20 protein-coding genes and 1 tRNA gene are annotated in these 20,965 nt (G+C 64.3%); 10 read left to right on the top strand and 11 right to left on the bottom strand.

Annotated elements, in window-relative coordinates; genetic code table 11:
- Window positions 1-82 precede the first annotated feature (82 nt).
- Window positions 83-862: a serine O-acetyltransferase gene (gene cysE, locus ACOAPY_RS05340; protein ID WP_465155437.1), complete on the bottom strand. Its 780-nt coding sequence runs from the start codon at window positions 860-862 to the stop codon at window positions 83-85.
- Complete coding sequence (trmJ, locus tag ACOAPY_RS05335) at window positions 855-1,634, bottom strand: tRNA (cytosine(32)/uridine(32)-2'-O)-methyltransferase TrmJ (RefSeq protein ID WP_465155435.1); 780 nt, start codon at window positions 1,632-1,634, stop codon at window positions 855-857. The genes cysE and trmJ overlap by 8 nt, the downstream gene beginning before the upstream one ends.
- A gap of 149 nt (window positions 1,635-1,783) precedes the next feature.
- Between trmJ and suhB the strand changes: the two genes are divergently transcribed.
- Entirely contained in the window at window positions 1,784-2,599 is an 816-nt protein-coding gene (gene suhB, locus ACOAPY_RS05330; RefSeq protein ID WP_465155433.1) for a type III secretion system regulator SuhB, read from the top strand.
- Between the two features lie 54 nt (window positions 2,600-2,653).
- Here suhB and ACOAPY_RS05325 read toward each other — a convergent pair whose 3' ends face one another.
- The 7 genes from ACOAPY_RS05325 to ACOAPY_RS05295 all read right to left on the bottom strand — a co-directional run bounded on the left by ACOAPY_RS05325 (window position 2,654) and on the right by ACOAPY_RS05295 (window position 9,686).
- The gene (locus ACOAPY_RS05325; protein WP_076580577.1) at window positions 2,654-3,199 is read right to left on the bottom strand and encodes a glycine zipper 2TM domain-containing protein; all 546 of its coding nucleotides are present in this window, start codon (window positions 3,197-3,199) and stop codon (window positions 2,654-2,656) included.
- 177 nt (window positions 3,200-3,376) lie between these two features.
- The gene (secF, locus tag ACOAPY_RS05320; RefSeq protein ID WP_465155431.1) at window positions 3,377-4,291 is read right to left on the bottom strand and encodes a protein translocase subunit SecF; all 915 of its coding nucleotides are present in this window, start codon (window positions 4,289-4,291) and stop codon (window positions 3,377-3,379) included.
- 9 nt (window positions 4,292-4,300) lie between these two features.
- Window positions 4,301-6,172 carry a protein translocase subunit SecD gene (gene secD, locus ACOAPY_RS05315; RefSeq protein WP_465155429.1) on the bottom strand — a complete coding sequence of 624 codons (1,872 nt, stop codon included), beginning with the start codon at window positions 6,170-6,172 and terminating at the stop codon, window positions 4,301-4,303.
- 60 nt (window positions 6,173-6,232) lie between these two features.
- Window positions 6,233-6,574: a preprotein translocase subunit YajC gene (gene yajC / locus ACOAPY_RS05310; protein ID WP_076425896.1), complete on the bottom strand. Its 342-nt coding sequence runs from the start codon at window positions 6,572-6,574 to the stop codon at window positions 6,233-6,235.
- 107 nt (window positions 6,575-6,681) lie between these two features.
- On the bottom strand, window positions 6,682-7,800 hold the full coding sequence (gene tgt / locus ACOAPY_RS05305; RefSeq protein ID WP_203792348.1) for a tRNA guanosine(34) transglycosylase Tgt: 1,119 nt from the start codon (window positions 7,798-7,800) through the stop codon (window positions 6,682-6,684).
- A 5-nt stretch (window positions 7,801-7,805) separates the two neighbouring features.
- Window positions 7,806-8,861 (bottom strand): tRNA preQ1(34) S-adenosylmethionine ribosyltransferase-isomerase QueA, encoded by a 1,056-nt coding sequence (gene queA / locus ACOAPY_RS05300; RefSeq protein ID WP_465155427.1) that lies wholly within the window; start codon window positions 8,859-8,861, stop codon window positions 7,806-7,808.
- 69 nt (window positions 8,862-8,930) lie between these two features.
- Complete coding sequence (locus ACOAPY_RS05295; protein ID WP_465155425.1) at window positions 8,931-9,686, bottom strand: substrate-binding periplasmic protein; 756 nt, start codon at window positions 9,684-9,686, stop codon at window positions 8,931-8,933.
- 151 nt (window positions 9,687-9,837) lie between these two features.
- Here ACOAPY_RS05295 and ACOAPY_RS05290 point away from each other — a divergent pair.
- From ACOAPY_RS05290 to ACOAPY_RS05280, 3 genes are all read left to right on the top strand, one after another.
- A tRNA-Leu gene (locus tag ACOAPY_RS05290) sits at window positions 9,838-9,922 on the top strand.
- 254 nt (window positions 9,923-10,176) lie between these two features.
- Entirely contained in the window at window positions 10,177-10,389 is a 213-nt protein-coding gene (locus ACOAPY_RS05285) for a cold-shock protein (protein WP_021700367.1), read from the top strand.
- A 122-nt stretch (window positions 10,390-10,511) separates the two neighbouring features.
- A complete protein-coding gene (locus tag ACOAPY_RS05280; RefSeq protein ID WP_465155423.1) occupies window positions 10,512-11,006 on the top strand; it encodes an RDD family protein in 495 nt (164 codons plus the stop codon).
- Between the two features lie 6 nt (window positions 11,007-11,012).
- Here ACOAPY_RS05280 and ACOAPY_RS05275 read toward each other — a convergent pair whose 3' ends face one another.
- Window positions 11,013-11,930 carry a GIDE domain-containing protein gene (locus ACOAPY_RS05275; RefSeq protein WP_465155421.1) on the bottom strand — a complete coding sequence of 306 codons (918 nt, stop codon included), beginning with the start codon at window positions 11,928-11,930 and terminating at the stop codon, window positions 11,013-11,015.
- A gap of 1 nt (window position 11,931) precedes the next feature.
- The gene (locus tag ACOAPY_RS05270; RefSeq protein ID WP_076580564.1) at window positions 11,932-12,501 is read right to left on the bottom strand and encodes a LemA family protein; all 570 of its coding nucleotides are present in this window, start codon (window positions 12,499-12,501) and stop codon (window positions 11,932-11,934) included.
- A gap of 174 nt (window positions 12,502-12,675) precedes the next feature.
- Here ACOAPY_RS05270 and ACOAPY_RS05265 point away from each other — a divergent pair, with 174 nt between their 5' ends.
- The 6 genes from ACOAPY_RS05265 (at window position 12,676) to ACOAPY_RS05240 (ending at window position 20,907) form a co-directional block, all read left to right on the top strand.
- Window positions 12,676-14,007, top strand: a complete 1,332-nt coding sequence (locus tag ACOAPY_RS05265; protein ID WP_076580562.1) for an imelysin family protein — start codon at window positions 12,676-12,678, stop codon at window positions 14,005-14,007.
- A 188-nt stretch (window positions 14,008-14,195) separates the two neighbouring features.
- A complete protein-coding gene (locus ACOAPY_RS05260; RefSeq protein WP_465155419.1) occupies window positions 14,196-15,608 on the top strand; it encodes a di-heme oxidoreductase family protein in 1,413 nt (470 codons plus the stop codon).
- 10 nt (window positions 15,609-15,618) lie between these two features.
- Window positions 15,619-16,680 carry an imelysin family protein gene (locus ACOAPY_RS05255; protein WP_465155417.1) on the top strand — a complete coding sequence of 354 codons (1,062 nt, stop codon included), beginning with the start codon at window positions 15,619-15,621 and terminating at the stop codon, window positions 16,678-16,680.
- Window positions 16,681-17,775: a DUF1513 domain-containing protein gene (locus ACOAPY_RS05250; RefSeq protein ID WP_465155414.1), complete on the top strand. Its 1,095-nt coding sequence runs from the start codon at window positions 16,681-16,683 to the stop codon at window positions 17,773-17,775.
- A gap of 179 nt (window positions 17,776-17,954) precedes the next feature.
- Complete coding sequence (locus tag ACOAPY_RS05245) at window positions 17,955-19,580, top strand: methyl-accepting chemotaxis protein (RefSeq protein WP_465155412.1); 1,626 nt, start codon at window positions 17,955-17,957, stop codon at window positions 19,578-19,580.
- Between the two features lie 199 nt (window positions 19,581-19,779).
- Window positions 19,780-20,907: an efflux RND transporter periplasmic adaptor subunit gene (locus tag ACOAPY_RS05240; protein WP_465155410.1), complete on the top strand. Its 1,128-nt coding sequence runs from the start codon at window positions 19,780-19,782 to the stop codon at window positions 20,905-20,907.
- The last annotated feature ends 58 nt before the right edge of the window (window positions 20,908-20,965 follow it).

Below are 20,965 nucleotides of genomic sequence, written 5' to 3'. Positions count from 1 at the left end.
TATTTAGGTCAACTATAAGACCGATAAAATTAGTCAGGTATAGCGGCAACTCGGGGTGCGAATGATAGCAGACTATGCGTCTTCAGGCAGCCGGCTTGTCGCCCGACTCCTTGCAGACGTCAGCGAAGTCTTCGTCGCGCAGGACCGGCAGATCCTTGGCACAGTAGTCGCTGCCCAGCGCCTTGAGCGCCGAGCACATACCCTCCAGACGACCATCCACCGCATGCAGGTGGTCGAGCAATTGACCGATGGCGCGCGCCACCGGGTCCGGCATGTCCTGACCGACGCCGTAGGCATCGAACCCCAGCTTCTCGGCCATGGCCTGGCGCTTGGCCTCCTGTTCATCGTCACTCTTGACGATGATTCGCCCCGGAATACCGACCACGGTAGCGCCAGCCGGCACCGCCTTGGTGACCACAGCATTGGAGCCGACCTTGGCACCCGCCCCCACCGTGAAGGGACCGAGCACCTTGGCACCGGCGCCGACCACCACACCATCTTCCAGCGTCGGATGGCGCTTGCCCTTGTTCCAGCTGGTGCCACCCAGCGTCACACCCTGGTAGAGAGTGACGTCGTCACCGATCTCGGCGGTCTCGCCAATGACAATGCCCATGCCATGATCAATGAAGAAGCGCCGCCCGATCTTAGCCCCCGGATGGATCTCGATACCGGTCATCCAGCGCCCGAAGTTGGACACCAGGCGCGCCAGCCACTTCCAGCCACGCACCCACAGCGCATGCGCCACCCGATGCAGCCACACGGCGTGCAGCCCGGGGTAGCAGGTCACCACCTCAAAGGCATTGCGCGCCGCCGGGTCGCGATGAAACACGCTCTGAATATCCTCGCGCACACGCTCAAACATCGTCTTTGCTCCGCTTGTGGGACTCACCGCGCACCGCCTTCTGAGTCTCGGTCAGGATGCCGCGCAGGATATTCATTTCCAGCTTGCTGATGGCCGAACGCCCATATAGACGACGCAGACGGGACATCAGGTGGCGCGGCTTGGCCGGATCGAGGAAACCGATTTCCACCAGCGTACTCTCCAGATGACCGTAGAACAGCTCCAGCTCATCCGTGGTCACAGGCTGGGTATTGAGCATCGCCGTGGTTTCCAGCTTGCTCATCTTGGTCGGCTGCCCCTGGGCGGCCAGCCAGGTCATGCGCACCTCGTAGGCCAGCACCTGAACTGCCGCAGCCAGATTCAACGAGCTGAATTCGGGATTGGACGGGATGTGCACGTGGAACTGGCAGCGCTGCAGCTCGTCATTGGTCAGGCCGGCGTACTCGCGACCAAACACCAGCGCCACCTCGCCACCTTGCTCGACGTGCTGCAGCGCGGTGGTTGCACACTCGCGCGGATCGAGCAACGGCCAGGGGATGCGTCTGTCGCGCGCACTGGTACCCAGCGCCACGCTGCAACCGACCAGCGCCTCTTCGAGGGTGGCCACGACCACGGCATTGTCGAGGATGTCGGTAGCACCGGAGGCACGCGCCACCGCCTCACTACTGGGAAAGTCTTCCGGATCGACCAGCACCAGACGCGACAGGCCCATGTTCTTCATGGCCCGTGCGGCACCACCGATATTGCCGGGATGGCTGGTATTGACCAGCACCACGCGAATGTTCTGCAGCAACGCCAGCTCCGCTCAAAAATGCGAAAGGGCCATGAATGTTACAGAAGCCCCCAGCTCAATACCATGCACAGCGACGAGCCGGCTGCACATAAAAAGCTAGTCTGCTACAATGGCCGGCTTTCTTCTTTAACGATCCAGGTGAACCTTCCATGCAGCCCATGCTGAATATCGCGCTGCGCGCTGCGCGCAGTGCCGGCGAACTGATCATCCGCTCCATCGAACGCCTGGACGTCATCTCGGTCAACGAGAAAGATGCCCACGACTACGTGAGCGAAGTCGATCGCGCCGCCGAGCAGACCATCATCCAGGCGCTGCAGAAGGCCTATCCGACCCATGGCTTCCTCGGCGAGGAAGGTGGCAGCATCGCCGGCAGCGGCGAAGGCGCTGATTACCAGTGGATCATCGACCCGCTGGACGGCACCACCAACTTCCTGCGCGGCGTACCGCACTTCGCCGTCAGCATCGCCTGCAAATACCGCGGCCGCCTTGAGCACGCCGTGGTGCTCGACCCGGTGCGCCAGGAAGAGTTCACCGCCAGCCGTGGCCGCGGTGCCGCCGTCAACGGCCGCCGCATCCGCGTGAGCAACCGCAAGAGCCTGGACGGCGCCCTGCTGGGCACCGGCTTTCCGTTCCGCGCCGAGCAGGTGGACAACCTGGACAACTACCTGGGCATGTTCCGCAGCCTGGTCGGCCAGACCGCCGGCATCCGCCGCGCCGGCGCCGCCAGCCTGGACCTGGCCTATGTTGCCTCCGGCCGCTACGACGCCTTCTGGGAGTTCGGCCTGTCCGAGTGGGACATGGCCGCAGGCGCCCTGCTGATCCAGGAAGCAGGCGGCCTGGTCAGCGACTTCAGCGGCGGCCATGACTTCCTCGAAAAGGGCCAGATCGTCGCCGGCAACACCAAGTGCTTCAAAGCCGTGCTGACCGCCATCCAGCCGCACCTCGCACCGTCGATGAAACGCTGATAGTCGGCTCCAGTAAAAAACCGCCCCGAGGGGCGGTTTTTTATTGCGCCGAACTTACTGGGCAACCGGCTGCTGCACCAGCACCAGCTGCCCCTGGTCGTTGACCGGGATCTGCATGCCGGGATCGCGATCCATGCGCACCTGACCAATCTTGCCGTCCAACTGATACTTCACGTCATACCCGACCAGCTTCTCACTGGTATCGGTCACGGTGTGGCAACGGGTTTCGGTCGTGGTGTAAGTGTCACGCTCCTGCATGCCCTCCTGCACCTTGTTGCCCGCATAACCACCACCCACCGCACCGGCCACGGTGGCGATCTTCTTGCCGTTGCCACCACCGACCTGGTTACCCAGCAGACCACCCACCACCGCACCGATGGCGGTCCCGGCGATCTGGTGCTGGTCCTTGACCGGCGCCTGACGGGTTACCGCCACGTCCTTGCAGACCTCACGCGGCGTCTTGATGGTCTCCTTGATCGGCTGCACGGCCAGCACTTCGGCATACTGCGGACCACTGACCAGGCTGTAGGTGGCCACAGCACCACCGGCCGTCACGCCGACAGCGCCCAGCACCGCACCCACCAACATTGACTTGTTCATCTGGCCCTCCTCAAGGCATCTCTGCAGGCGTATTTTCGCCCCTTCACCCAGCGTTGGATAAAGCGACAACAGCCGAGTTCCTGGCCCGCCCGAACAAGCACGACAAATGGGAGCAAGGTCACAGCCCGGAAACGACAAGGCCCGGCGCAAGCCGGGCCTTGTTCGTCACCAGAGCAATCAGGGACGCTCATCCACCTCTTCACTGACCACCGGCGGAATAAGGTCCTCGGTTGTCAGGTTCAGCCAGATCAACACCACATTGGCGATGTAGATCGACGAATAGGTACCCGCCAACACCCCGACGAACAGGGCGATGGAGAAGCCCCACAGGTTGTCACCTGCGAACACCAGCAAAGCGATGATCGCCAGCAGCGTGGAGATCGAGGTAGCCATGGTGCGCAACAGCGTCTGCGTGGTCGAGATGTTGATGTTCTCAATCAGGCTGGCTTTGCGCAGTACGCGGAAGTTCTCGCGCACCCGGTCGAACACCACGATGGTGTCATTTAGCGAGTAACCGATGATCGCCAGGACTGCCGCCAGCACCGTCAGATCGAAGGTGACCTGAAAGAACGAGAGGATACCCAGCGTCACCACCACATCATGCACCAGCGATGCGATGGCACCGACCGCGAACTTCCATTGGAAACGGAAAGCCACGTAGATCAGGATGCCACCGAGAGCCAGCAGCATGCCCAGGCCACCCTGGTCACGCAATTCCTCGCCCACCGCAGGACCGACGTACTCGACCTTCTTCACCTGCAGCGGGTTGCCGCCGTTGGCCGCCTGCAGCACTGCAGCCACCTTGCTGCCCAGCTGCGGATCATCGCCCTGCAGACGCACCACCACATCGGTGGTAGCGCCGAAGTTCTGCACCACGGCATCGCCGTAGCCAGCTGCAGCCAATTGCTCACGCACCTCGCCGAGGTCGGCCGGACGCTCGTAACTCAGCTCGATCTGGCTGCCGCCAGTAAAATCGAGGCCAAAATTCAGGCCCTTGAAGAACCAGCTACCCAGGGCAACCAGAGTCAGGATCATGGTCAGGGCGAACGCGAAGTTGCGTACACCCATGAAATTGATAGTTCCGAGTTTCATGGCTGCCCCTTAGATCCACAGCTTCTTGAAGTCACGACCGCCGAAGATCAGGTTGACCATTGCACGGGTCACCATGATGGCAGTGAACATCGACGTGACGATACCCAGCGACATGGTCACGGCGAAGCCCTTGACCGGGCCGCTACCCATGGCGAAGAGAATGCCACCGACCAACAGGGTGGTCAGGTTGGCGTCGAGGATCGCCGAATAGGCACGATCGAAGCCTTCGTGAATCGCGCGCTGCACTGACATGCCGTTGGCGATCTCCTCGCGTATCCGCGAGAAGATCAGCACGTTGGCGTCCACCGCCATACCCATGGTCAGGACGATACCGGCGATACCCGGCAGGGTCAGGGTCGCGCTCAACGCCGACATCAGCGCCAGCAGCAGGACCATGTTGAAGCCCAGGGCCACGGTCGCCAGCACACCGAAGAAGCGGTAGATGGCGATGATGAAGATCGATACGAAGATCATGCCCCAGATGGAGGCGTCGACACCCTTGGCGATGTTGTCGGCCCCCAGGCTCGGGCCGATGGTGCGCTCCTCAGCGAAGTACATCGGCGCGGCCAGGCCACCAGCACGCAGCAACAGCGCCAGTTCGGAGGACTCGCCCTGGCCGTCGAGGCCAGTGATGCGGAACTGGCTGCCCAGTGCGGACTGGATGGTGGCCAGGCTGATGATCTTCTTCTCTTCCTTGAAGGAGGGCACTGCCACTTCCTTCTCGACGCCGTCGACCACCTGCTTGACGTAGCGGGTCAGCGGCTTCTGCTCGATGAAGATCACCGCCATGCTGCGCCCGACGTTGTTGCGGGTGGCGCGGTTCATAAGCTCGCCACCGTGGCCGTCGAGGCGGATATTCACCTGCGGACGACCGTTCTCGTCGTAGCTGGCCTGGGCATCGGTGACTTGGTCACCGGTAATGATCAGACTGCGCTCCAGCGCCACGGCCGGACGACCGGCCTCACGGAACTCGAAGGACTCGGTGGAGGCACGCGCCGCATCCGGCTCGGCCTGCAGGCGGAACTCCAGGTTGGCGGTCTTGCCGAGGATACGCTTGGCCTCGGCAGTGTCCTGCACGCCCGGCAGCTCGACCACGATGCGGTTGGCGCCCTGACGCTGCACCAGCGGCTCGGCCACGCCCAGCTCGTTGACCCGGTTACGCACGGTGGTCAGGTTCTGCTTGATCGAGTACTCGCGGATCTCCGCGCGCTTGGCCTCGGTCAGCGCGACACGCAGCACCTGCAGCTCGTTACGCGAAGAGGAGGTCAGCTCGAAATCGTTGAAATTCTTGCGAATGATCGCCTGGGCTTGCTCCAGGGCCTGGGCATCGGCGAAGCCCAGCTGAATGGCGCCATCCTGCTGCGGCAGGCTGCGGTAGCGCAGACGCTCCTTGCGCAGCAAGCTCTTGACCTCGCTCTCGTAGACCTTGAGGCGGGCATCCATGGCCTTGTCCATGTCCACTTCCAGCAGGAAGTGCACACCACCGGAAAGGTCCAGACCCAGTTTCATCGGGCCGGCACCCAGGTTGCGCAGCCACTGCGGCGTGGTCGGCGCCAGGTTGAGGGCCACCACATAATCGTCGCCCAGCAGTTTGCGCACCAGCTCCTTGGCCGGCAGTTGGTCTTCCTGCTTGGTCAGGCGCAGCAGCGCGCCCTGGCCCTGCTTCTGCCCCAGGTTGGCGGACTTCACGGCAATGCCGCCGTCCTTCAGCGCCTGGCTGACACGATCCAGATCGGCCTGGCCGATCTCCAGTGCGGAACTGGCACCGGTGATCTGGATGGCCGGATCGTCCGGGTACAGGTTGGGTGCGGAATAGATGAAGCCAACCGCCAGCACAGCCAGGATCAGCAGGTACTTCCACAGGGGGTATTTATTGAGCATGACGCCGCCCGTTATGACACGGGGCGCCTTAGGCGCCCCGTAGTGGTGAACGAAGAATCGTTAGATGGATTTGAGCGTGCCTTTCGGCAGAGTCGCCGCAATGGCCTGCTTCTGGAACTTCAGCTCGACATTGTCGGAGATTTCGACCACCACGAAGTCATCGGTGACCTTGGTGACCTTGCCGATGATGCCACCGCTGGTCACCACCTCGTCGCCCTTCTGCAGGCTGCCGAGCAGGTTCTTGTGCTCTTTGGCGCGCTTGGCCTGGGGGCGCCAGATCATCAGATAGAAGATGACCAGGAAGCCGATCAGGAACACCCACTCGAAACCACTGCCGGCGGGACCGGCGGCAGCGGCCGGTGCAGCGGCGTCGGCATAGGCGGCGGGAATCAGAAAGCTCATGGAAAACTCCTATTGCAAGGTCTTGAAGCTGGATGAGGCCGACCGCGAACGGCGGCGGGAGCGGGAACACCTCTTAGTGGGGCGCTTCCCGGTCGATTTCAATCCCGTCAGGGTTCCAGCGGCGGCGTCGGCAGGCCGCGCCGGGCGTAGAAGGCATCGACAAAGGCGGCCAATGTACCCTGTTGAATTGCCTCGCGCAAACCAGCCATCAGGCGCTGATAATGGCGCAAGTTGTGGATGGTATTGAGCATGCTGCCCAGCATTTCGCCGCACTTGTCCAGGTGATGCAGGTAGGCGCGGGAGAAGTGCTTGCAGGTGTAGCAGTCGCAGGCCGGATCCAGCGGCGAGTCGTCATGCTTGTGCACGGCATTGCGAATCTTGATGACCCCGGTGTCGATGAACAGGTGGCCATTGCGCGCGTTGCGGGTCGGCATCACGCAGTCAAACATGTCCACGCCACGGCGCACGCCCTCGACCAGGTCTTCCGGCTTGCCCACCCCCATCAGGTAGCGCGGCTTGTCCGTCGGCAGGTGCGGCGGCAGGAAGTCCAGCACACGGATCATCTCTTCCTTGGGCTCGCCGACCGACAGGCCGCCGATGGCCAGGCCGTCGAAGCCGATTTCCATCAGCCCCTCCAGCGAGCGCAGGCGCAGCTCTTCGTGCATGCCGCCCTGGACGATGCCGAACAGTGCCGACGGATTACCCTCGTGGGCATTCTTCGAACGCTTGGCCCAGCGCAGCGACAGCTCCATGGAACGCTTGGCGGTATCGAAGTCAGCCGGATAGGGGGTGCACTCGTCGAAGATCATCACGATGTCCGAACCGAGGTCACGCTGCACCTGCATCGACTCCTCGGGCCCCATGAACACCTTGGCGCCGTCCACCGGCGAGGAGAAATACACGCCCTCCTCCTTGATCTTGCGCATGGCGCCCAGGCTGAACACCTGGAAACCGCCGGAGTCGGTGAGGATCGGCCCCTGCCACTGCATGAAGTCGTGCAGGTCGCCATGGCGCTTGATCACTTCGGTACCCGGGCGCAGCCAGAGGTGGAACGTGTTCCCCAGGATGATCTGCGCACCGATGCCCTCGATGTCGCGCGGCAACATGCCCTTGACCGTGCCATAGGTGCCGACCGGCATGAAGGCCGGAGTCTCCACCACGCCACGCGGAAACGTCAGGCGGCCACGGCGGGCACGGCCATCGGTGGCCAGCAGCTCGAAGGACATATGGCTCATGGGGTCTCCTCGGGACCGCGCGGGGCGGGATTGCGGGTGATGAACATGGCATCACCGTAGCTGAAGAAGCGGTACTGCTGCTCCACGGCCGCTGCATAGGCGGCCATGGTCTCGGGATACCCGGCAAAGGCCGAGACCAGCATCAGCAGGGTCGACTCCGGCAGGTGGAAGTTGGTGACCAGGGCATCGACCACATGGAAGCGCTTGCCCGGGTAGAGAAAGATATCGGTGTCGCCACTGAAGGCCTTCAGCTCACCATCGCGGGCCGCGCTCTCCAGCGAGCGCACGCTGGTGGTGCCGACGGCGATCACCCGACCGCCGCGGGCACGGCAGGCGGCCACGGCATCGACCACATCCTGACCGACCTGCAGCCACTCGCGGTGCATGTGATGGTCCTCGATACGCTCCACGCGCACCGGCTGGAAGGTACCGGCACCAACGTGCAGGGTGACGAAGACGGTGTCGATACCCTTTTCGCGAATGGCCGCCAGCAGCGCCTCGTCAAAATGCAGGCCGGCCGTCGGCGCAGCCACGGCACCCGCCTTGGACTTGTCCGAATAAACGGTCTGGTAGCGCTCGCGGTCGGCGGCTTCGTCGGGGCGATCGATGTAGGGCGGCAACGGCATGTGGCCGACGCGGTCCAGCAACGGTAGCACCGGCTCACTGAAGCGCAGTTCGAACAGCGCCTCCTGACGAGACAGCATCTCGGCCTCGCCGCCACCTTCTATAAGAATCAGCGAACCCGGCTTGGGCGACTTGCTCGAACGCACATGCGCCAATACCCGGTACTCGTCGAGCACTCGCTCGACCAGCACTTCCAGCTTGCCGCCAGAGGCCTTCTGGCCGAACAGGCGCGCCGGAATCACCCGGGTATCGTTGAACACCATCAGGTCGCCGGGGCGCAGGTATTCCAGCAGGTCGGCGAATTGCCGGTGAGCGAGCGCGCCCGTTGGGCCGTCGAGCACCAGCAGACGACTGGCACGCCGCTCGGCGAGTGGGTGACGGGCGATCAGGGAATCGGGAAGGTCGAATTGGAAGTCAGCAACACGCATGGCAGGCACATCTCCGCGGGGCGTCAAGCTTACCGGAAAGCCTCCCGCGCGACCACGCGCCGGCTGTCGTCACTGCGGCGGCGGTGGTGCATAGCGGCTCATGATGCGCTGCAGACTGCCATCCCGGCGCAGCTGCGCGATCGCGGCATTGAGTACCGGCAACAGCTCGGCACGCGAGCGATGCAGGCGGATGCGCAGCTCGGAGCTGTTGATCACCGGCCCCTCCTCCACCCGCGCACTGCCCGACTGCAGCTCCGGATGCCTGTGGCGCAGGTAGGCCAACTCCAATCGGTCGATGATGCCAGCCTGGCTGCGCCCATGTGCCACCTTGTACAGCAGGGCAATCGCATCCGGACTGTCATGTCGACGAAAATACTCGCTACCGGCATAGCCATAGCCACGCACGGTGGCGATGGTCTTGCCGCGCAGGTCGGCGAGCTGAGTGAAGGCAAAAGCGCGTCCCGGCGCAAACACCAGCACCTCGTGCGCCTCAAGTACCGGCTCGGTCCACAGGGTCACCGCGACCTGGTCGGGCGCCGTGCGCCATTGCCGGCTGACACAACACTCGAGCTGCACCTGGCCGTCACGGAACATCTTCTGCGCACGCAGGGGCGGCGCAGGGCGCGCGGCCTGCAGCTCGACGGCCAGCTGCTCGTCCAGCGCGTGCATGACATCGCTGAGCACGCCAGTGACCTGGTCGTCGCCGACCACCCAGTAAGGCACCCAGCTCTCATCGCTCACGGCATAGGTCAGGGTATCGGCCGCCGCCATTGTTGGCAGCATGAAGATCAGGCCAGCAAGCCCACTGCGAACAACTCCGAGCACCCACCTCTCCCCCACCGGATCTCATCGGCGCGAGAATAACCGACAAACTTGACGAACGTCGCCAGCTTTGCGGCCTGCGGCGACACTCCCGCGCATGCCCGTGGCGCGATTGACCACCCCCGGTCGCCTCCCTATACTGCGCGCCCATCGTGCCTCGGTGGCGGAATCGGTAGACGCGGCGGATTCAAAATCCGTTTTCGAAAGGAGTGAGAGTTCGAGTCTCTCCCGGGGCACCACGATTTCTTCCCTCAAAACTGCCTGCAAAGCCTCTGGAATCAGCTGTTTCAGGGGGGTTGGCAAATCCGTTTGAGTTAGCGTAGAGTGGGTCAACTGTGTTTGCATGGGTCGCCTTGAATCGTGACCTGGTGCAGTAGATCCTAGATCCGCTACATCCCGCTCGACTTCTCTTACTCTCTGCAACCAGTTCCAGCCCTCGCGCGCCAAAAATCCGCGAGGCTGTCATCAACTCTAGTTTCAAGGAAATAAGACAATGTCGAATCGTCAAACCGGCACCGTCAAGTGGTTCAACGACGAGAAGGGCTTCGGCTTCATCACCCCCGAGAGCGGTCCGGATCTGTTCGTGCACTTCCGCGCTATCGAAGGTTCGGGCTTCCGCAGCCTGAAAGAAGGCCAGAAGGTCACCTTCGAAGCCGTGCAAGGCCAGAAAGGCATGCAAGCTGACAAGGTCCAGGTTCTGGGCTAATCGCTGCTGCTACGAAAGAGCCCCTGATGGCAACATCAGGGGCTTTTTTTCGCCTGCAGGTTTTTGTTCCTGCTCCCGACACCCCGTACAATCCCGCGCAATTCTCTGCACCCGAGCTAGCCATGCCCAAGCACATGCTGCGCCCCCAGGGCGAATTCCCCAGCGCCGGTCTGACCCGCCGTTGCGCCGCGATCTTCTACGACTTCCTGCTGAGCATTGCCCTGCTGATGGTGGTTACCCTGCTCTACAAGATGGCGCAGATGGCCATCGTCGGTGAGCAGCAGCTGCGCCAGATGTCCGATGCCGGCGTCCTGGATGGCGACCCGCTGCTGTCGACCGTGCTGGTAATGAGCCTGTTCGGCTTCTTCGCCAAATTCTGGACCCATAACGGCCAGACCCTCGGCATGCAGGTCTGGGGCCTGCGCATCCAGAATGCCGACGGCTCGGCCATCACCCTGTGGCAGGCGCTGCTGCGCTTCGTGGTGGCCATTGGTTCCTGGCTGTTCTGTGGCCTGGGCTTCCTCTGGGTCCTGTGGGACAAGGACAAGCGCAGCTGGCACGACATCTACTCAGAGAGCCGCGTCGTCCAGCTGCCGAAGAACATCCACAAGAAGTAACCGGCCTCAGCCGGCGGCCAGCCCGGGCAGCAGCACATTGCCGACCAGCCAGGCACTGGCCAGTGCACCCAGTAAGCAGAGCAGCGCCCCGCCGGCAGCCTGCCAGTAGAAACCGCGGGCCAGCTGGTCCTCGCCATGATTGGAGAGAATGAAGGGGTAGGTCTCGCCCGGCTTGCGTAGCTGGTGATGCACCGGCACCTCGCCACGCCCGACATGCCGGCGCTGCGCCTCGACCCTGGCCGATTCGCGCATGCGCTCCCACTCGGCGGGGTCCAGCTGGCCATCGCCATTGCTGTCAAAGCGCTGCAGCATGCCGGCGAAATCGCTCTTCCACTCGCGCACCACCGCCCCCTGCGCCAGGGTCAGGTCGAACGCCTCGGCACCGCCCTGGGTGCGGAAATCGCCGATGGCATAGAGCGGTTGTCCGACATGCAGGCGCTCCTCGGTGTAACGGTACAAGCTGCCAGCGGAAAACAGCATGCCGAGCAACCCAACGCTACCACTGAGGCCGCGAGGATGCCGCTCGCTACCACTCCAGACCTGACGCGTGCTCGGCCGCACTTCGGCACCCTTGGGGTTGATCAGGCACTCGCCGGTAGCATCCCTGAGGCGCACCAGCGCCTCGCTGACGCCACTCTCGATCACTCGCCAGCGCTTGCGCTTGCCATCGTCGTCGTACTCTTCGATTTTGAAGCGCCACCACAGGCAGGGGATGCCAGTCAGCGGCGCTTGCAGCTGGCCATCGGGCAGTTCGTCCAGCACACCGTACAGCTCGACATAACCCTGCGCCGCCGAGCGGATCTTCGACGTCGGCGTATTGAGCAGGAAGCGCGCCTCGGACAGGCGCTTGATGCACCACCAGCCGCCGCCAACGCAGGCGCCGACACTGAAGGCCATGCTGATGGCCAGCCCACCGACATCCATCTCAGTTGAACAGCGACTTGAGGTCGACGTCGGCCTTCTCTTCCTCGCTGAACTGCAGCAGTTCAGCCGCCTTGAAGGCAAACAGGCGCGCCAGGATCACGTCGGGAAACTGCTCGATACGCACGTTGTTGAGGTTGACCGCCTCGTTGTACAGCTCGCGGCGATCGGCGATGGCATTCTCCAGGCCGGAGATGCGCTGCTGCAGGTGCTGGAAACTGTCGTTGGCCTTGAGATCCGGGTAGTTCTCGGCCAGCGCGAACAGTTGACCGAGGCCAGCGCGGAGGCTGCTCTCGGCCTTTCCCAATGCCCCCACATCATGCTGCTCGCGGGCACTGGCCACGGCGCTGCGCGCGGCAATCACGCGCTCCAACGTCGTGCGCTCATGCTGCATGTACTGCTTGCAGGTCTCTACCAGCTTGGGCAGCTCGTCGTGACGCTGCTTGAGCAGCACGTCGATATTCGACCAGGCCTTGCTCACCCCGTGCTTGAGGCGCACCAGGCCGTTGTAGAGCACCACCGCCCAGGCGGCGAGAAGAAAAAGCACGACGAAAACGACAACAGTGGTCAGCATGGCAACACTCCTTGTGAACTGCCGGCATTCTAGCGATGCCGGGCAAGGCGTCTACTGCGTGACACCGGAGGTGAGATCAAATCGCCTTTGCATAAAATGCAAATCTTTCGCATTATTGGGCGGTTTTCCGATGCATTTGCACAGCCTTCCCAATCACCATACAAGGACTTCGCCATGACTCGCATGCCCCTGGCCACCGCCGGCCTGCTGGCTCTTGCCATTTCCCTCGCCGGCTGCGGCGACGACAAGCAAGAGGCCACTGCGCCGCAGGCTACCGCGCCGGCCGCGGCCAACACCGCGGCAGCCGGCAAGGTCGAGGAAGCCGCCGCCAAGGCCGTAGTCAGCCACTATGCCGACCTCGCCTTCGCCGTATTCAGCGATGCCGCCAGCACCGGCAAGCAACTGCAGAGCGCCATCGACGCCCTGCTGGCCAATCCCAGCGAAGACACCCTGAAGGCCGCCAAGCAGGCCTGGCTGGCTGCCCGCGTGCCTTACATGCAGACCGAGGTATTCCGCTTCGGCAACGCCGTGGTTGACGACTGGGAAGGCCAGCTCAATGCCTGGCCGCTGGACGAGGGCCTGATCGACTACGTGGCCAAGGACTATCAGCACGCCCTGGGCAACCCGGGCGCCAGCGCCAACATCATTGCCAACACCACCCTCCAGGTCGGCGAAGACAAGATCGACGTCAGCGAGATCACCGGCGAGAAGCTGGCCGAGCTGAACGAGCTGGGCGGCTCCGAAGCCAACGTCGCCACCGGCTACCACGCCATCGAGTTCCTCCTCTGGGGCCAGGACCTGAACGGTACCAACCCGGGTGCCGGCGCCCGCCCGGCCAGCGACTTCATCGTCGGCGCCGGCGCTACCGGCGAGCACAACGAGCGTCGCCGCGCCTACCTGAAAGCCGCCACCGACCTGCTGGTCGCCGACCTGGACAGCATGGTCGTGCAGTGGCAGGCCGGCAGCGCCGACAACTACCGCGCCAAGCTGGAGGCCGAGCCGGCCGAGAGCGGCCTGCGCAAGATGCTGTTCGGCATGGGCAGCCTTTCCCTTGGCGAGCTGGCCGGCGAGCGCATGAAGGTCGCCCTGGAAGCCAACTCCACCGAGGACGAGCACGACTGCTTCAGCGACAACACCCACAACTCGCACTTCTACAACGGCAAGGGCATTCGCAACGTCTATCTGGGCGAATACAAGAAGGTCGACGGCACCACCCTGAGCGGTCCGAGCCTGTCTGCCCTGGTTGCCAAGCTGGATGCCCAGGCCGATGCCACCCTGAAGGCCGACCTGGAAGCCACCGAAGCCAAGCTGCAGGTGCTGGTCGACAGCGCTGAGAAGAACAACCTGCACTTCGACCAACTGATCGCCGCCGAAAACAAGGAAGGCCAGCAGAAGGTCCGCGATGCCATCGCCGCCCTGGTCAAGCAGACCGCGGCGATCGAAAAGGCCTCCGCCACCCTGGGCATCAGCGACCTGAACCCGGATACCGCCGATCACCAGTTCTGATACCCGCAGAACTGTGCAGAACGGATGCGCCCACAAGGCGCATCCGTTTTTTTTGCACGCGAGCAGTGCCCCCGAATCAATGCCTCCCCGCGACAATCTGGCCAAGGCACAAACGCTAATTCCTCTTATTTGACCTCCATTAGCCTGCTAAGATTGCCCGCCTGATTATCCGTTCAGGTTTTTTACCGATGCCCCCCGCGCTGCGCCTCTGCCTCCTGCCGCTGGCCCTGCTTCTTTCGGCCTGCGAACGCACACCGGCACCGGCAGAACCCGGCGAAGCCCTGTCCGGCGGCGCCACCACGGTGCACCAGGCCGACCGCAACGCGTTCTCCCTGCCCTCCGCCAACCTGTCACCGTCGCGCCGCCTGGATTTCGCGGTGGGCAACAGCTTCTTCCGTAACCCCTGGGTGATCGCCCCGTCCACCACCACGGCGCGCGACGGCCTCGGTCCGCTTTTCAACACCAATGCCTGCCAGAACTGCCATATCAAGGACGGCCGCGGTCATCCACCGGCAGCGAACGCCGCCAGCGCTGCCTCGATGCTGGTACGCCTGTCCATTCCCGCGAATGACTCGGCCGCTCACGCCGAACTGCTGCGCCGCCAGGGCGTGGTGCCCGAACCGGTCTACGGCGGCCAGCTGCAGGACATGAGCAACCCCGGCGTGGCGCCCGAGGGCAAGGTCCGCGTGGCGTACGACCTGCTGACGGTGACCCTCGGCGACGGCACCCAGGTCGAGCTACGCAAGCCGCGCCTGCAGATCAGCCAGCTCGGCTACGGCGAGATGCACGCCGACACCCTGTTCTCCGCCCGGGTAGCCCCGCCGATGATCGGCCTGGGCCTGCTGGAAGCGATTCCCGAGAGCGCGATCCTGGCCGGCGAAGACCCGCAGGATCGCGACGGCGACGGCATCCGCGGGGTGGCCAACCGGGTCTGGGACGATGCCCGTGGCACGACCGTACTCGGTCGCTTCGGCTGGAAGGCCGGCCAGCCCAACCTCAACCAGCAGAACATGCACGCCTTCTCCAGCGACATGGGCCTGACCACCCACCTGCTGCCCCACGACGAATGCACGGCGGCGCAGGCCGACTGCCGCGCCATGCCGCATGGCGGCCAGCCCGAGGTCAGTGACAACATCCTCGCCAGCGTGCTGTTCTACACGCGCAACCTGGCCGTCCCGGCGCGCCGGGATGTAGACGCTCTGGAGGTGCGCCGGGGCAAACAGCTGTTCACGGAAGCCGGCTGCGGCAAATGCCACACGCCCAGCTTCGTCACTGCAGCAGATGCCGCCGAGCCGGAACTGGCCCGGCAGACCATCCGCCCCTACAGCGACCTGCTGCTGCACGACATGGGCGAAGGCCTGGCCGATGGCCGTCCGGAGTTCCAGGCCAGTGGCCGGCAGTGGCGCACAGCGCCGCTCTGGGGCATCGGCCTGACCAAGACGGTCAATGGCCACACCCAGTTCCTGCATGATGGTCGTGCGCGCAACCTGCTGGAGGCCATCCTCTGGCATGGCGGCGAAGCCGAACAGGCGCGTCAGGCCGTCAGCCAATTCGATGCCAGCGAGCGCGGCGCGCTGCTGGCCTTCCTCAACTCCCTGTAAGGAGTTCGACATGCACCGCTCCCCCTTCGCCATCGCCCTGCTCGCCCTCGGTCTCGCCGCCTGCAGCCCGCAGGACCCGCAGCAGCGCGTCAGCGCCACCCTCACCGACAGCGTGCTGCTGCCGGCCTATGGCGCCTGGCACCAGTCCAACCAGAAACTCGCCGAGAGCGCCCAGGCCTTCTGCGCCGGCCAGCAGGACCTCGGCGCCGCGCAACAGGTGTTCCTCACCGACGCGGCCAGCTGGGCGGCCCTGCAGCCGCTGCTGATCGGCCCGCTGGCCGAAGGCAACCGCGCCTGGCAGGTACAGTTCTGGCCAGACAAGAAGAACCTGGTACAGCGCCAGGTCGAGTCCCTGCTGAAGAACAAGCCGCAGCTCAGCCAGGCTGACGTGGAACAGGCCAGCGTGGTGCTGCAGGGTCTGACCGCCTATGAATACGTGCTGTTCGACGCCGCCATCGACCTCTCCGACGCCGCCCAGAAGGCCCGCTACTGCCCGCTGCTGATCGGCATTGGCGCACACCAGCAGAAGCTCTCAGGCGCGGTGCTCGACCAGTGGCAGGCCAAGGACGGCATGGCCGCACAGCTGCGTGCATTCCCCAACACCCGCTACGCCGAAGCCCCCGAAGCAGTGGCCGAACTGCTGCGTGCTCAGGTCAATGCTCTCGACGGCATGAAGAAGAAGCTCGGCGCCGCCCTTGGCCGCCAGAGCAAGGGCGTCCCGCAGCCCTACCAGGCCGAGTTCTGGCGCAGCAACGCCAGCCTGGCCAGCCTGGCCGCCGCCCTGGCCAGCGCCGAGCGTCTGTGGCTGGGTACCGATCAGGACGGCCTGCGCAGCCTGCTGGGCGACGACCAGCAGGAACTGGCCGAACGCATCGACCAGCAGTACGCCACCACTCGTCAACAACTGGCCGCCCTGCAGCGTCCACTCGGCGAACTGCTCGCCGATGAGGCAGGCCGTGTCGAGTTGAATGCCGTCTACGACGCCCTCGACCAAATCCACCGCCTGCAGGGCGGAGAGCTGGCCAAGGTGCTCGGCATCCAGCTGGGCTTCAATGCCCACGACGGTGACTGAATGAAGCGCAGAGCCTTTATCGGTCTCGGCAGCCTGGCCCTGGCAGCAGGCGCGCTGGGTGGCTGGAAGTTGCTCGGCCATGGCCCGCAACCGCTGCTGCTCTCGGCCCGCAATGATGTAGACGGTAATCACTATGCCGTCGGCTACCGTCTGGACGGCAGCCAAGCATTCGCCACCCGCGTCGCCGAGCGTTGTCACGACGTGGTGCCACACCCCAGCCTGCCGCTGGCCGTGTTTGTCGGCCGCCGGCCAAGTCGAGAGAGTTATCTGATCGACACCCGCGACGGCCGCCTGCTGCAGACGCTGGCCTCGGCGCCGGACCGCCACTTCTACGGCCACGGCCTGTTTCACAGGGAAGGCGAATGGTTCTACAGCACCGAGAACGACACCCGCGAGCCCGGCCGTGGCGTGCTCGGCGTCTATCGCCTGCAGAGCAACCGGCTGCAGCGGGTGGGCGAACACACGACCCACGGCGTAGGGCCGCACCAACTGCTGTGGCTGCCCGGCGGCGAGAATCTGGTGGTGGCCAACGGCGGCATTCGCACCGAGGCCGATAGCCGAGTAATGATGAACCTCGACGCCATGGAGCCGAGCCTGGTGCTGATGCGCCGCGATGGCAGCCTGATCAGCAAGGAGAGGTTGCCTCAGCAGATGAACAGCGTGCGTCACCTGGCCGTGGCCGCCGACGGCACCATCGTCTCCGGCCAGCAGTACGAGGGCGACCCGCAGGACAGCGTGCCGCTGCTGGCGATCAAGCGCCCCGGCCAGGTCTTCCAGCCCTTCCCGCTGGGCGAGGCGCAGCGGGCAGCCATGAACCAGTACACCGCCAGCCTGGCGATCCACGATGAGCTGCGCCTGCTGGCGCTGACCGCACCGCGCGGCAACCGCTTCTTCGTCTGGCACCTGGACAGCACCGAACTGCTGCTGGATACGCCGCTGCCGGACTGCGCGGGAGTCGGCGCAGTTGCAGATGGTTTCGTGGTCACCTCCGGCCAGGGCCGCTGCCGTCTCTACGACTGTCGCGGCGAGACCATCACCGCGCGCCCGTTGGAGCTGCCTGCGGGGCTCTGGGACAACCATTTGCGCCTCGCCTGACGACTGCGCGGCGTTACCCCGCGCAAGCTGGGACTTCAGGCCAGCAACAAACTGCCGACCTATACTGAGACAGATGGCGTAGATCGCTGTCACTCGCCTGCCACGGCCGGCCGATAAGGATATCCGTAATCCCGCCCCCATCCGGGTGGCGGAGGGCTTCCACCCACGAGGTTCCCCCCATGTTCCTGCAGAAATCCCTGCGCGCTCAGATACTCGCCCTGCTTGGCGGTAGCCTGGCTCTGATCCTGGTCACCGCCCTGGCCTGCTTCAGCTTCCTGTCCGGCGGCTTGCAGGCCTACCGCGATTTGCTGGGAGGGCCGCTGGAGGCCTCCCGGCTGGTGGACTCGGCCAACGTCGAATTCAAGATCCAGGTACAGGAATGGAAAAACGTTCTGCTGCGCGGCCAGGATAGTGAAAACCTGAACAAATTCTGGGGGCAGTTCGAAACCCAGGAGCGCAAGGTGCAGGACATCCTCGGTGAACTGGCCGTGCTGGCCAAGGACGATACGGCGCTGAGGAATCAGGTCGAACGCCTGCGCAGCGAGCATCAGACCCTGGGCGCCAACTACCGCAAGGGCCGCGATGCCTTTGTCGCCGCCGGCGGCGACAGCAAGGTCGGTGATGCCGCGGTCAAGGGCATCGACCGCGCCACCAGCGAGCAGATGAGCAAGCTGGTCAGCCAGTTGCACGAGCAGAGCCTGGCGCAGGCCAAGCAGATCAATGGCGCGGCGGAACGCACCATTCTGCTGGGCACCCTGATCATGCTTGGCGCCAGCGTGGTGGTCGCGTTGTTCAGCCTGTGGCTGGTCAATCGCCATCTGATCATTCCGATTCGCCACCTGATCAATCATGTCGACCAGCTCAGCCACGGGCGCTTCGACCAGCGCGTGGAGTCCAACCGGCATGACGAACTGGGCCTGCTGGCGCGCGCAGCCAATAAGCTGCGGGATTTCCTTGCCAGCACCACGGAAAGCCTGCGCCTGAGCAGCAGCAACCTGGATAACGCCAGCGGCGAGCTGAACCAGATTGCCTCGCGCATGACGCTGGGCATCAACGAACAGTTCGAGCGTACCGATCAGGTCGCCACCGCCATGCACGAGATGTCGGCCACCGCACAGGAAGTGGCGCGTCACGCCGTCGAGGCCGCGCATGCGGCTGATGATGCGGACAGCTCGGCCCGCCAGGGTGGCAAGGTCATGGAGTCGACTATCCAGACCATCACCGGCATGCGTGGCGAGATCGCCAACACCGCCGAGGTGATCCGTCGCCTGGAGGCCGATAGTGGGCGCATTGGCAAGGTGCTGGAGGTGATCCGTGGCATCGCCGAGCAGACCAACCTGCTGGCCCTCAACGCCGCCATCGAAGCCGCGCGCGCCGGCGAGCAGGGCCGTGGCTTTGCGGTGGTAGCGGACGAAGTACGCCACCTGGCTCAGCGCACCGCCGAGTCCACTGCCGAGATCAACCAGATCATCGATACGGTGCAAACCGGCGCACTCAACGCCGTGCGCGCCATCGAGAGCGGTCAGAGCCGCAGCGAGGAGGGCGTCACCCAGGTGACCCAGGCCGGCGCCATGCTCGAACGCATCACCGCTGCGGTGGAGGCCATCCGCGACATGAACCGGCAGATTGCCACCGCCGCCGAGGAGCAGACCTCGGTCGCCGAGGACATCTCGCGCAACCTCACGGAAATCACTGCCATCGCCAGCGCCAATCAGGACAACGTCGAGCGCACCCAGGCCGCCAGCCATACACTGCACAGCCTGTCCGGGGAGCTGAACGAGGTCACCCGCCGCCTGGGCTCCTGACCCGCCTCGAAGTGCCGCGAAACGATACAGGGAGGGATCGTTTCTGCGGCCATCTGTGTGGTTCTTGCAACGATCTGTTGCGCGATAATCACCTGGCAACCTTTTGCAAATTCCCGGCTTTTGACTTGCCAGTCAAGTAGCACTATGGTGCCGGCTTCGCCTGTCAAAGGCCCCCTCTCCGCCCGCCAAGGATTCGGATATGTTGCTCCGCCGTATGCTCATCATGCTGGGCGTCGTGCTCGCCGTGGTGCTCGCCCTCGCCGCCTACAAAGGCTTCTCCATCTACCAGCAGATTCAGATGTTCTCGGCGCCACAGCCGGCCATCAGCGTCTCCGCCGCCGTCGCCCGTGAACAACCCTGGCAGAGCCGACTGCCGGCCATCGGCACGCTCAAGGCCTATCAGGGTGTGGACCTGACCGCCGAGGTGCTGGGCACGGTCAAGGAAGTGCTGTTCCAGTCCGGCGAGAAGGTCAGCCTCGGCCAGCCATTGCTGCAACTGGACAGCGAGGTCGAGCGCGCCATCCTTGCCACCGCCGAAGCGGTGCGCGCACTGGCTCGCGTCGAGTATCAGCGCGGCCAGGACCTGATCAAGCGCCAGGCCATTTCCAAGAGCGAGTTCGACCGCCTCAACGCCGAACTGCTCAAGGCCGAGGCCAGCGTCACCCAGCTCAAGGCCGAGCTGGACAAGAAGCGCATCCTCGCGCCGTTCGCCGGCACCATCGGCATTCGCCAGGTGGACACCGGTGACTACCTGAGCCCCGGCACCTCCTTCGCCACCCTGCAGGACCTGTCCAGGCTGTACGTCGACTTCTTCCTGCCGGAACAGGACTACCCGAAGCTGGCAATCGGCCAGCGTGTACGTCTGTCGGTGGCCGCTTACCCGGGCGAGGTCTTCAGCGGCGAGATCAGCGCACTCAACCCCAAGGTCGAGGAAACCACGCGCAACGTACAGGTCCGCGCCATGCTGCCCAACCCGGACAACAAGCTGCTACCGGGCATGTTCGCCAACCTGGAAGTACTGTTGCCGGGCGAGCAGCCGCAGGTACTGGTGCCGGAAACCGCCATCACCTACACCCTCTATGGCAACTCGGTGTACGTGATCGGCGAGCAGAAGGACGACAAGGGCGCCGTGGTCAAGGACGACAAAGGCCAGGTACGACTGGTGGTCGAGCGCCGCTTCGTCGAAACCGGTGAGCGCCGCGACGGCCAGGTACTGGTGCTCAAGGGCCTGAAGGCCGGCGAGCAGGTGGTCACGGCCGGCCAGCTCAAACTCGACAATGGCGCCCACGTAGCCATCGTCGAAGACCAGGCCCAGGTTCTCAAGTAGGCCCAAGCCAAGTACTGAACATAGGCGCGGGCCTGCACCAGCAGCCCGCACCGACTCA

The organism is Pseudomonas stagnisoli (assembly GCF_048595745.1).
GTDB classification, from domain to species: domain Bacteria; phylum Pseudomonadota; class Gammaproteobacteria; order Pseudomonadales; family Pseudomonadaceae; genus Aquipseudomonas; species Aquipseudomonas alcaligenes_A.
The sequence above is the reverse complement of the archived record's forward strand: the minus strand, read 5'-3'. Positions and strand labels throughout refer to the sequence as shown.

What these genes read in the sequence shown, in the direction of transcription:
- cysE (WP_465155437.1), bottom strand. Translation starts at nt 862, where the DNA reads ATGTTTGAGCGTGTGCGCGAGGATATTCAGAGCGTGTTTCATCGCGAC.
- ACOAPY_RS05260 (WP_465155419.1), top strand. Translation starts at nt 14,196, where the DNA reads ATGCCCCCCGCGCTGCGCCTCTGCCTCCTGCCGCTGGCCCTGCTTCTT.
- secD (WP_465155429.1), bottom strand. Translation starts at nt 6,172, where the DNA reads ATGCTCAATAAATACCCCCTGTGGAAGTACCTGCTGATCCTGGCTGTG.
- ACOAPY_RS05245 (WP_465155412.1), top strand. Translation starts at nt 17,955, where the DNA reads ATGTTCCTGCAGAAATCCCTGCGCGCTCAGATACTCGCCCTGCTTGGC.
- ACOAPY_RS05250 (WP_465155414.1), top strand. Translation starts at nt 16,681, where the DNA reads ATGAAGCGCAGAGCCTTTATCGGTCTCGGCAGCCTGGCCCTGGCAGCA.
- ACOAPY_RS05265 (WP_076580562.1), top strand. Translation starts at nt 12,676, where the DNA reads ATGACTCGCATGCCCCTGGCCACCGCCGGCCTGCTGGCTCTTGCCATT.
- ACOAPY_RS05240 (WP_465155410.1), top strand. Translation starts at nt 19,780, where the DNA reads ATGTTGCTCCGCCGTATGCTCATCATGCTGGGCGTCGTGCTCGCCGTG.
- tgt (WP_203792348.1), bottom strand. Translation starts at nt 7,800, where the DNA reads ATGTCCTTCGAGCTGCTGGCCACCGATGGCCGTGCCCGCCGTGGCCGC.
- secF (WP_465155431.1), bottom strand. Translation starts at nt 4,291, where the DNA reads ATGAAACTCGGAACTATCAATTTCATGGGTGTACGCAACTTCGCGTTC.
- ACOAPY_RS05285 (WP_021700367.1), top strand. Translation starts at nt 10,177, where the DNA reads ATGTCGAATCGTCAAACCGGCACCGTCAAGTGGTTCAACGACGAGAAG.
- queA (WP_465155427.1), bottom strand. Translation starts at nt 8,861, where the DNA reads ATGCGTGTTGCTGACTTCCAATTCGACCTTCCCGATTCCCTGATCGCC.
- ACOAPY_RS05255 (WP_465155417.1), top strand. Translation starts at nt 15,619, where the DNA reads ATGCACCGCTCCCCCTTCGCCATCGCCCTGCTCGCCCTCGGTCTCGCC.
- ACOAPY_RS05280 (WP_465155423.1), top strand. Translation starts at nt 10,512, where the DNA reads ATGCCCAAGCACATGCTGCGCCCCCAGGGCGAATTCCCCAGCGCCGGT.
- suhB (WP_465155433.1), top strand. Translation starts at nt 1,784, where the DNA reads ATGCAGCCCATGCTGAATATCGCGCTGCGCGCTGCGCGCAGTGCCGGC.
- ACOAPY_RS05270 (WP_076580564.1), bottom strand. Translation starts at nt 12,501, where the DNA reads ATGCTGACCACTGTTGTCGTTTTCGTCGTGCTTTTTCTTCTCGCCGCC.
- ACOAPY_RS05325 (WP_076580577.1), bottom strand. Translation starts at nt 3,199, where the DNA reads ATGAACAAGTCAATGTTGGTGGGTGCGGTGCTGGGCGCTGTCGGCGTG.
- yajC (WP_076425896.1), bottom strand. Translation starts at nt 6,574, where the DNA reads ATGAGCTTTCTGATTCCCGCCGCCTATGCCGACGCCGCTGCACCGGCC.
- ACOAPY_RS05275 (WP_465155421.1), bottom strand. Translation starts at nt 11,930, where the DNA reads ATGGATGTCGGTGGGCTGGCCATCAGCATGGCCTTCAGTGTCGGCGCC.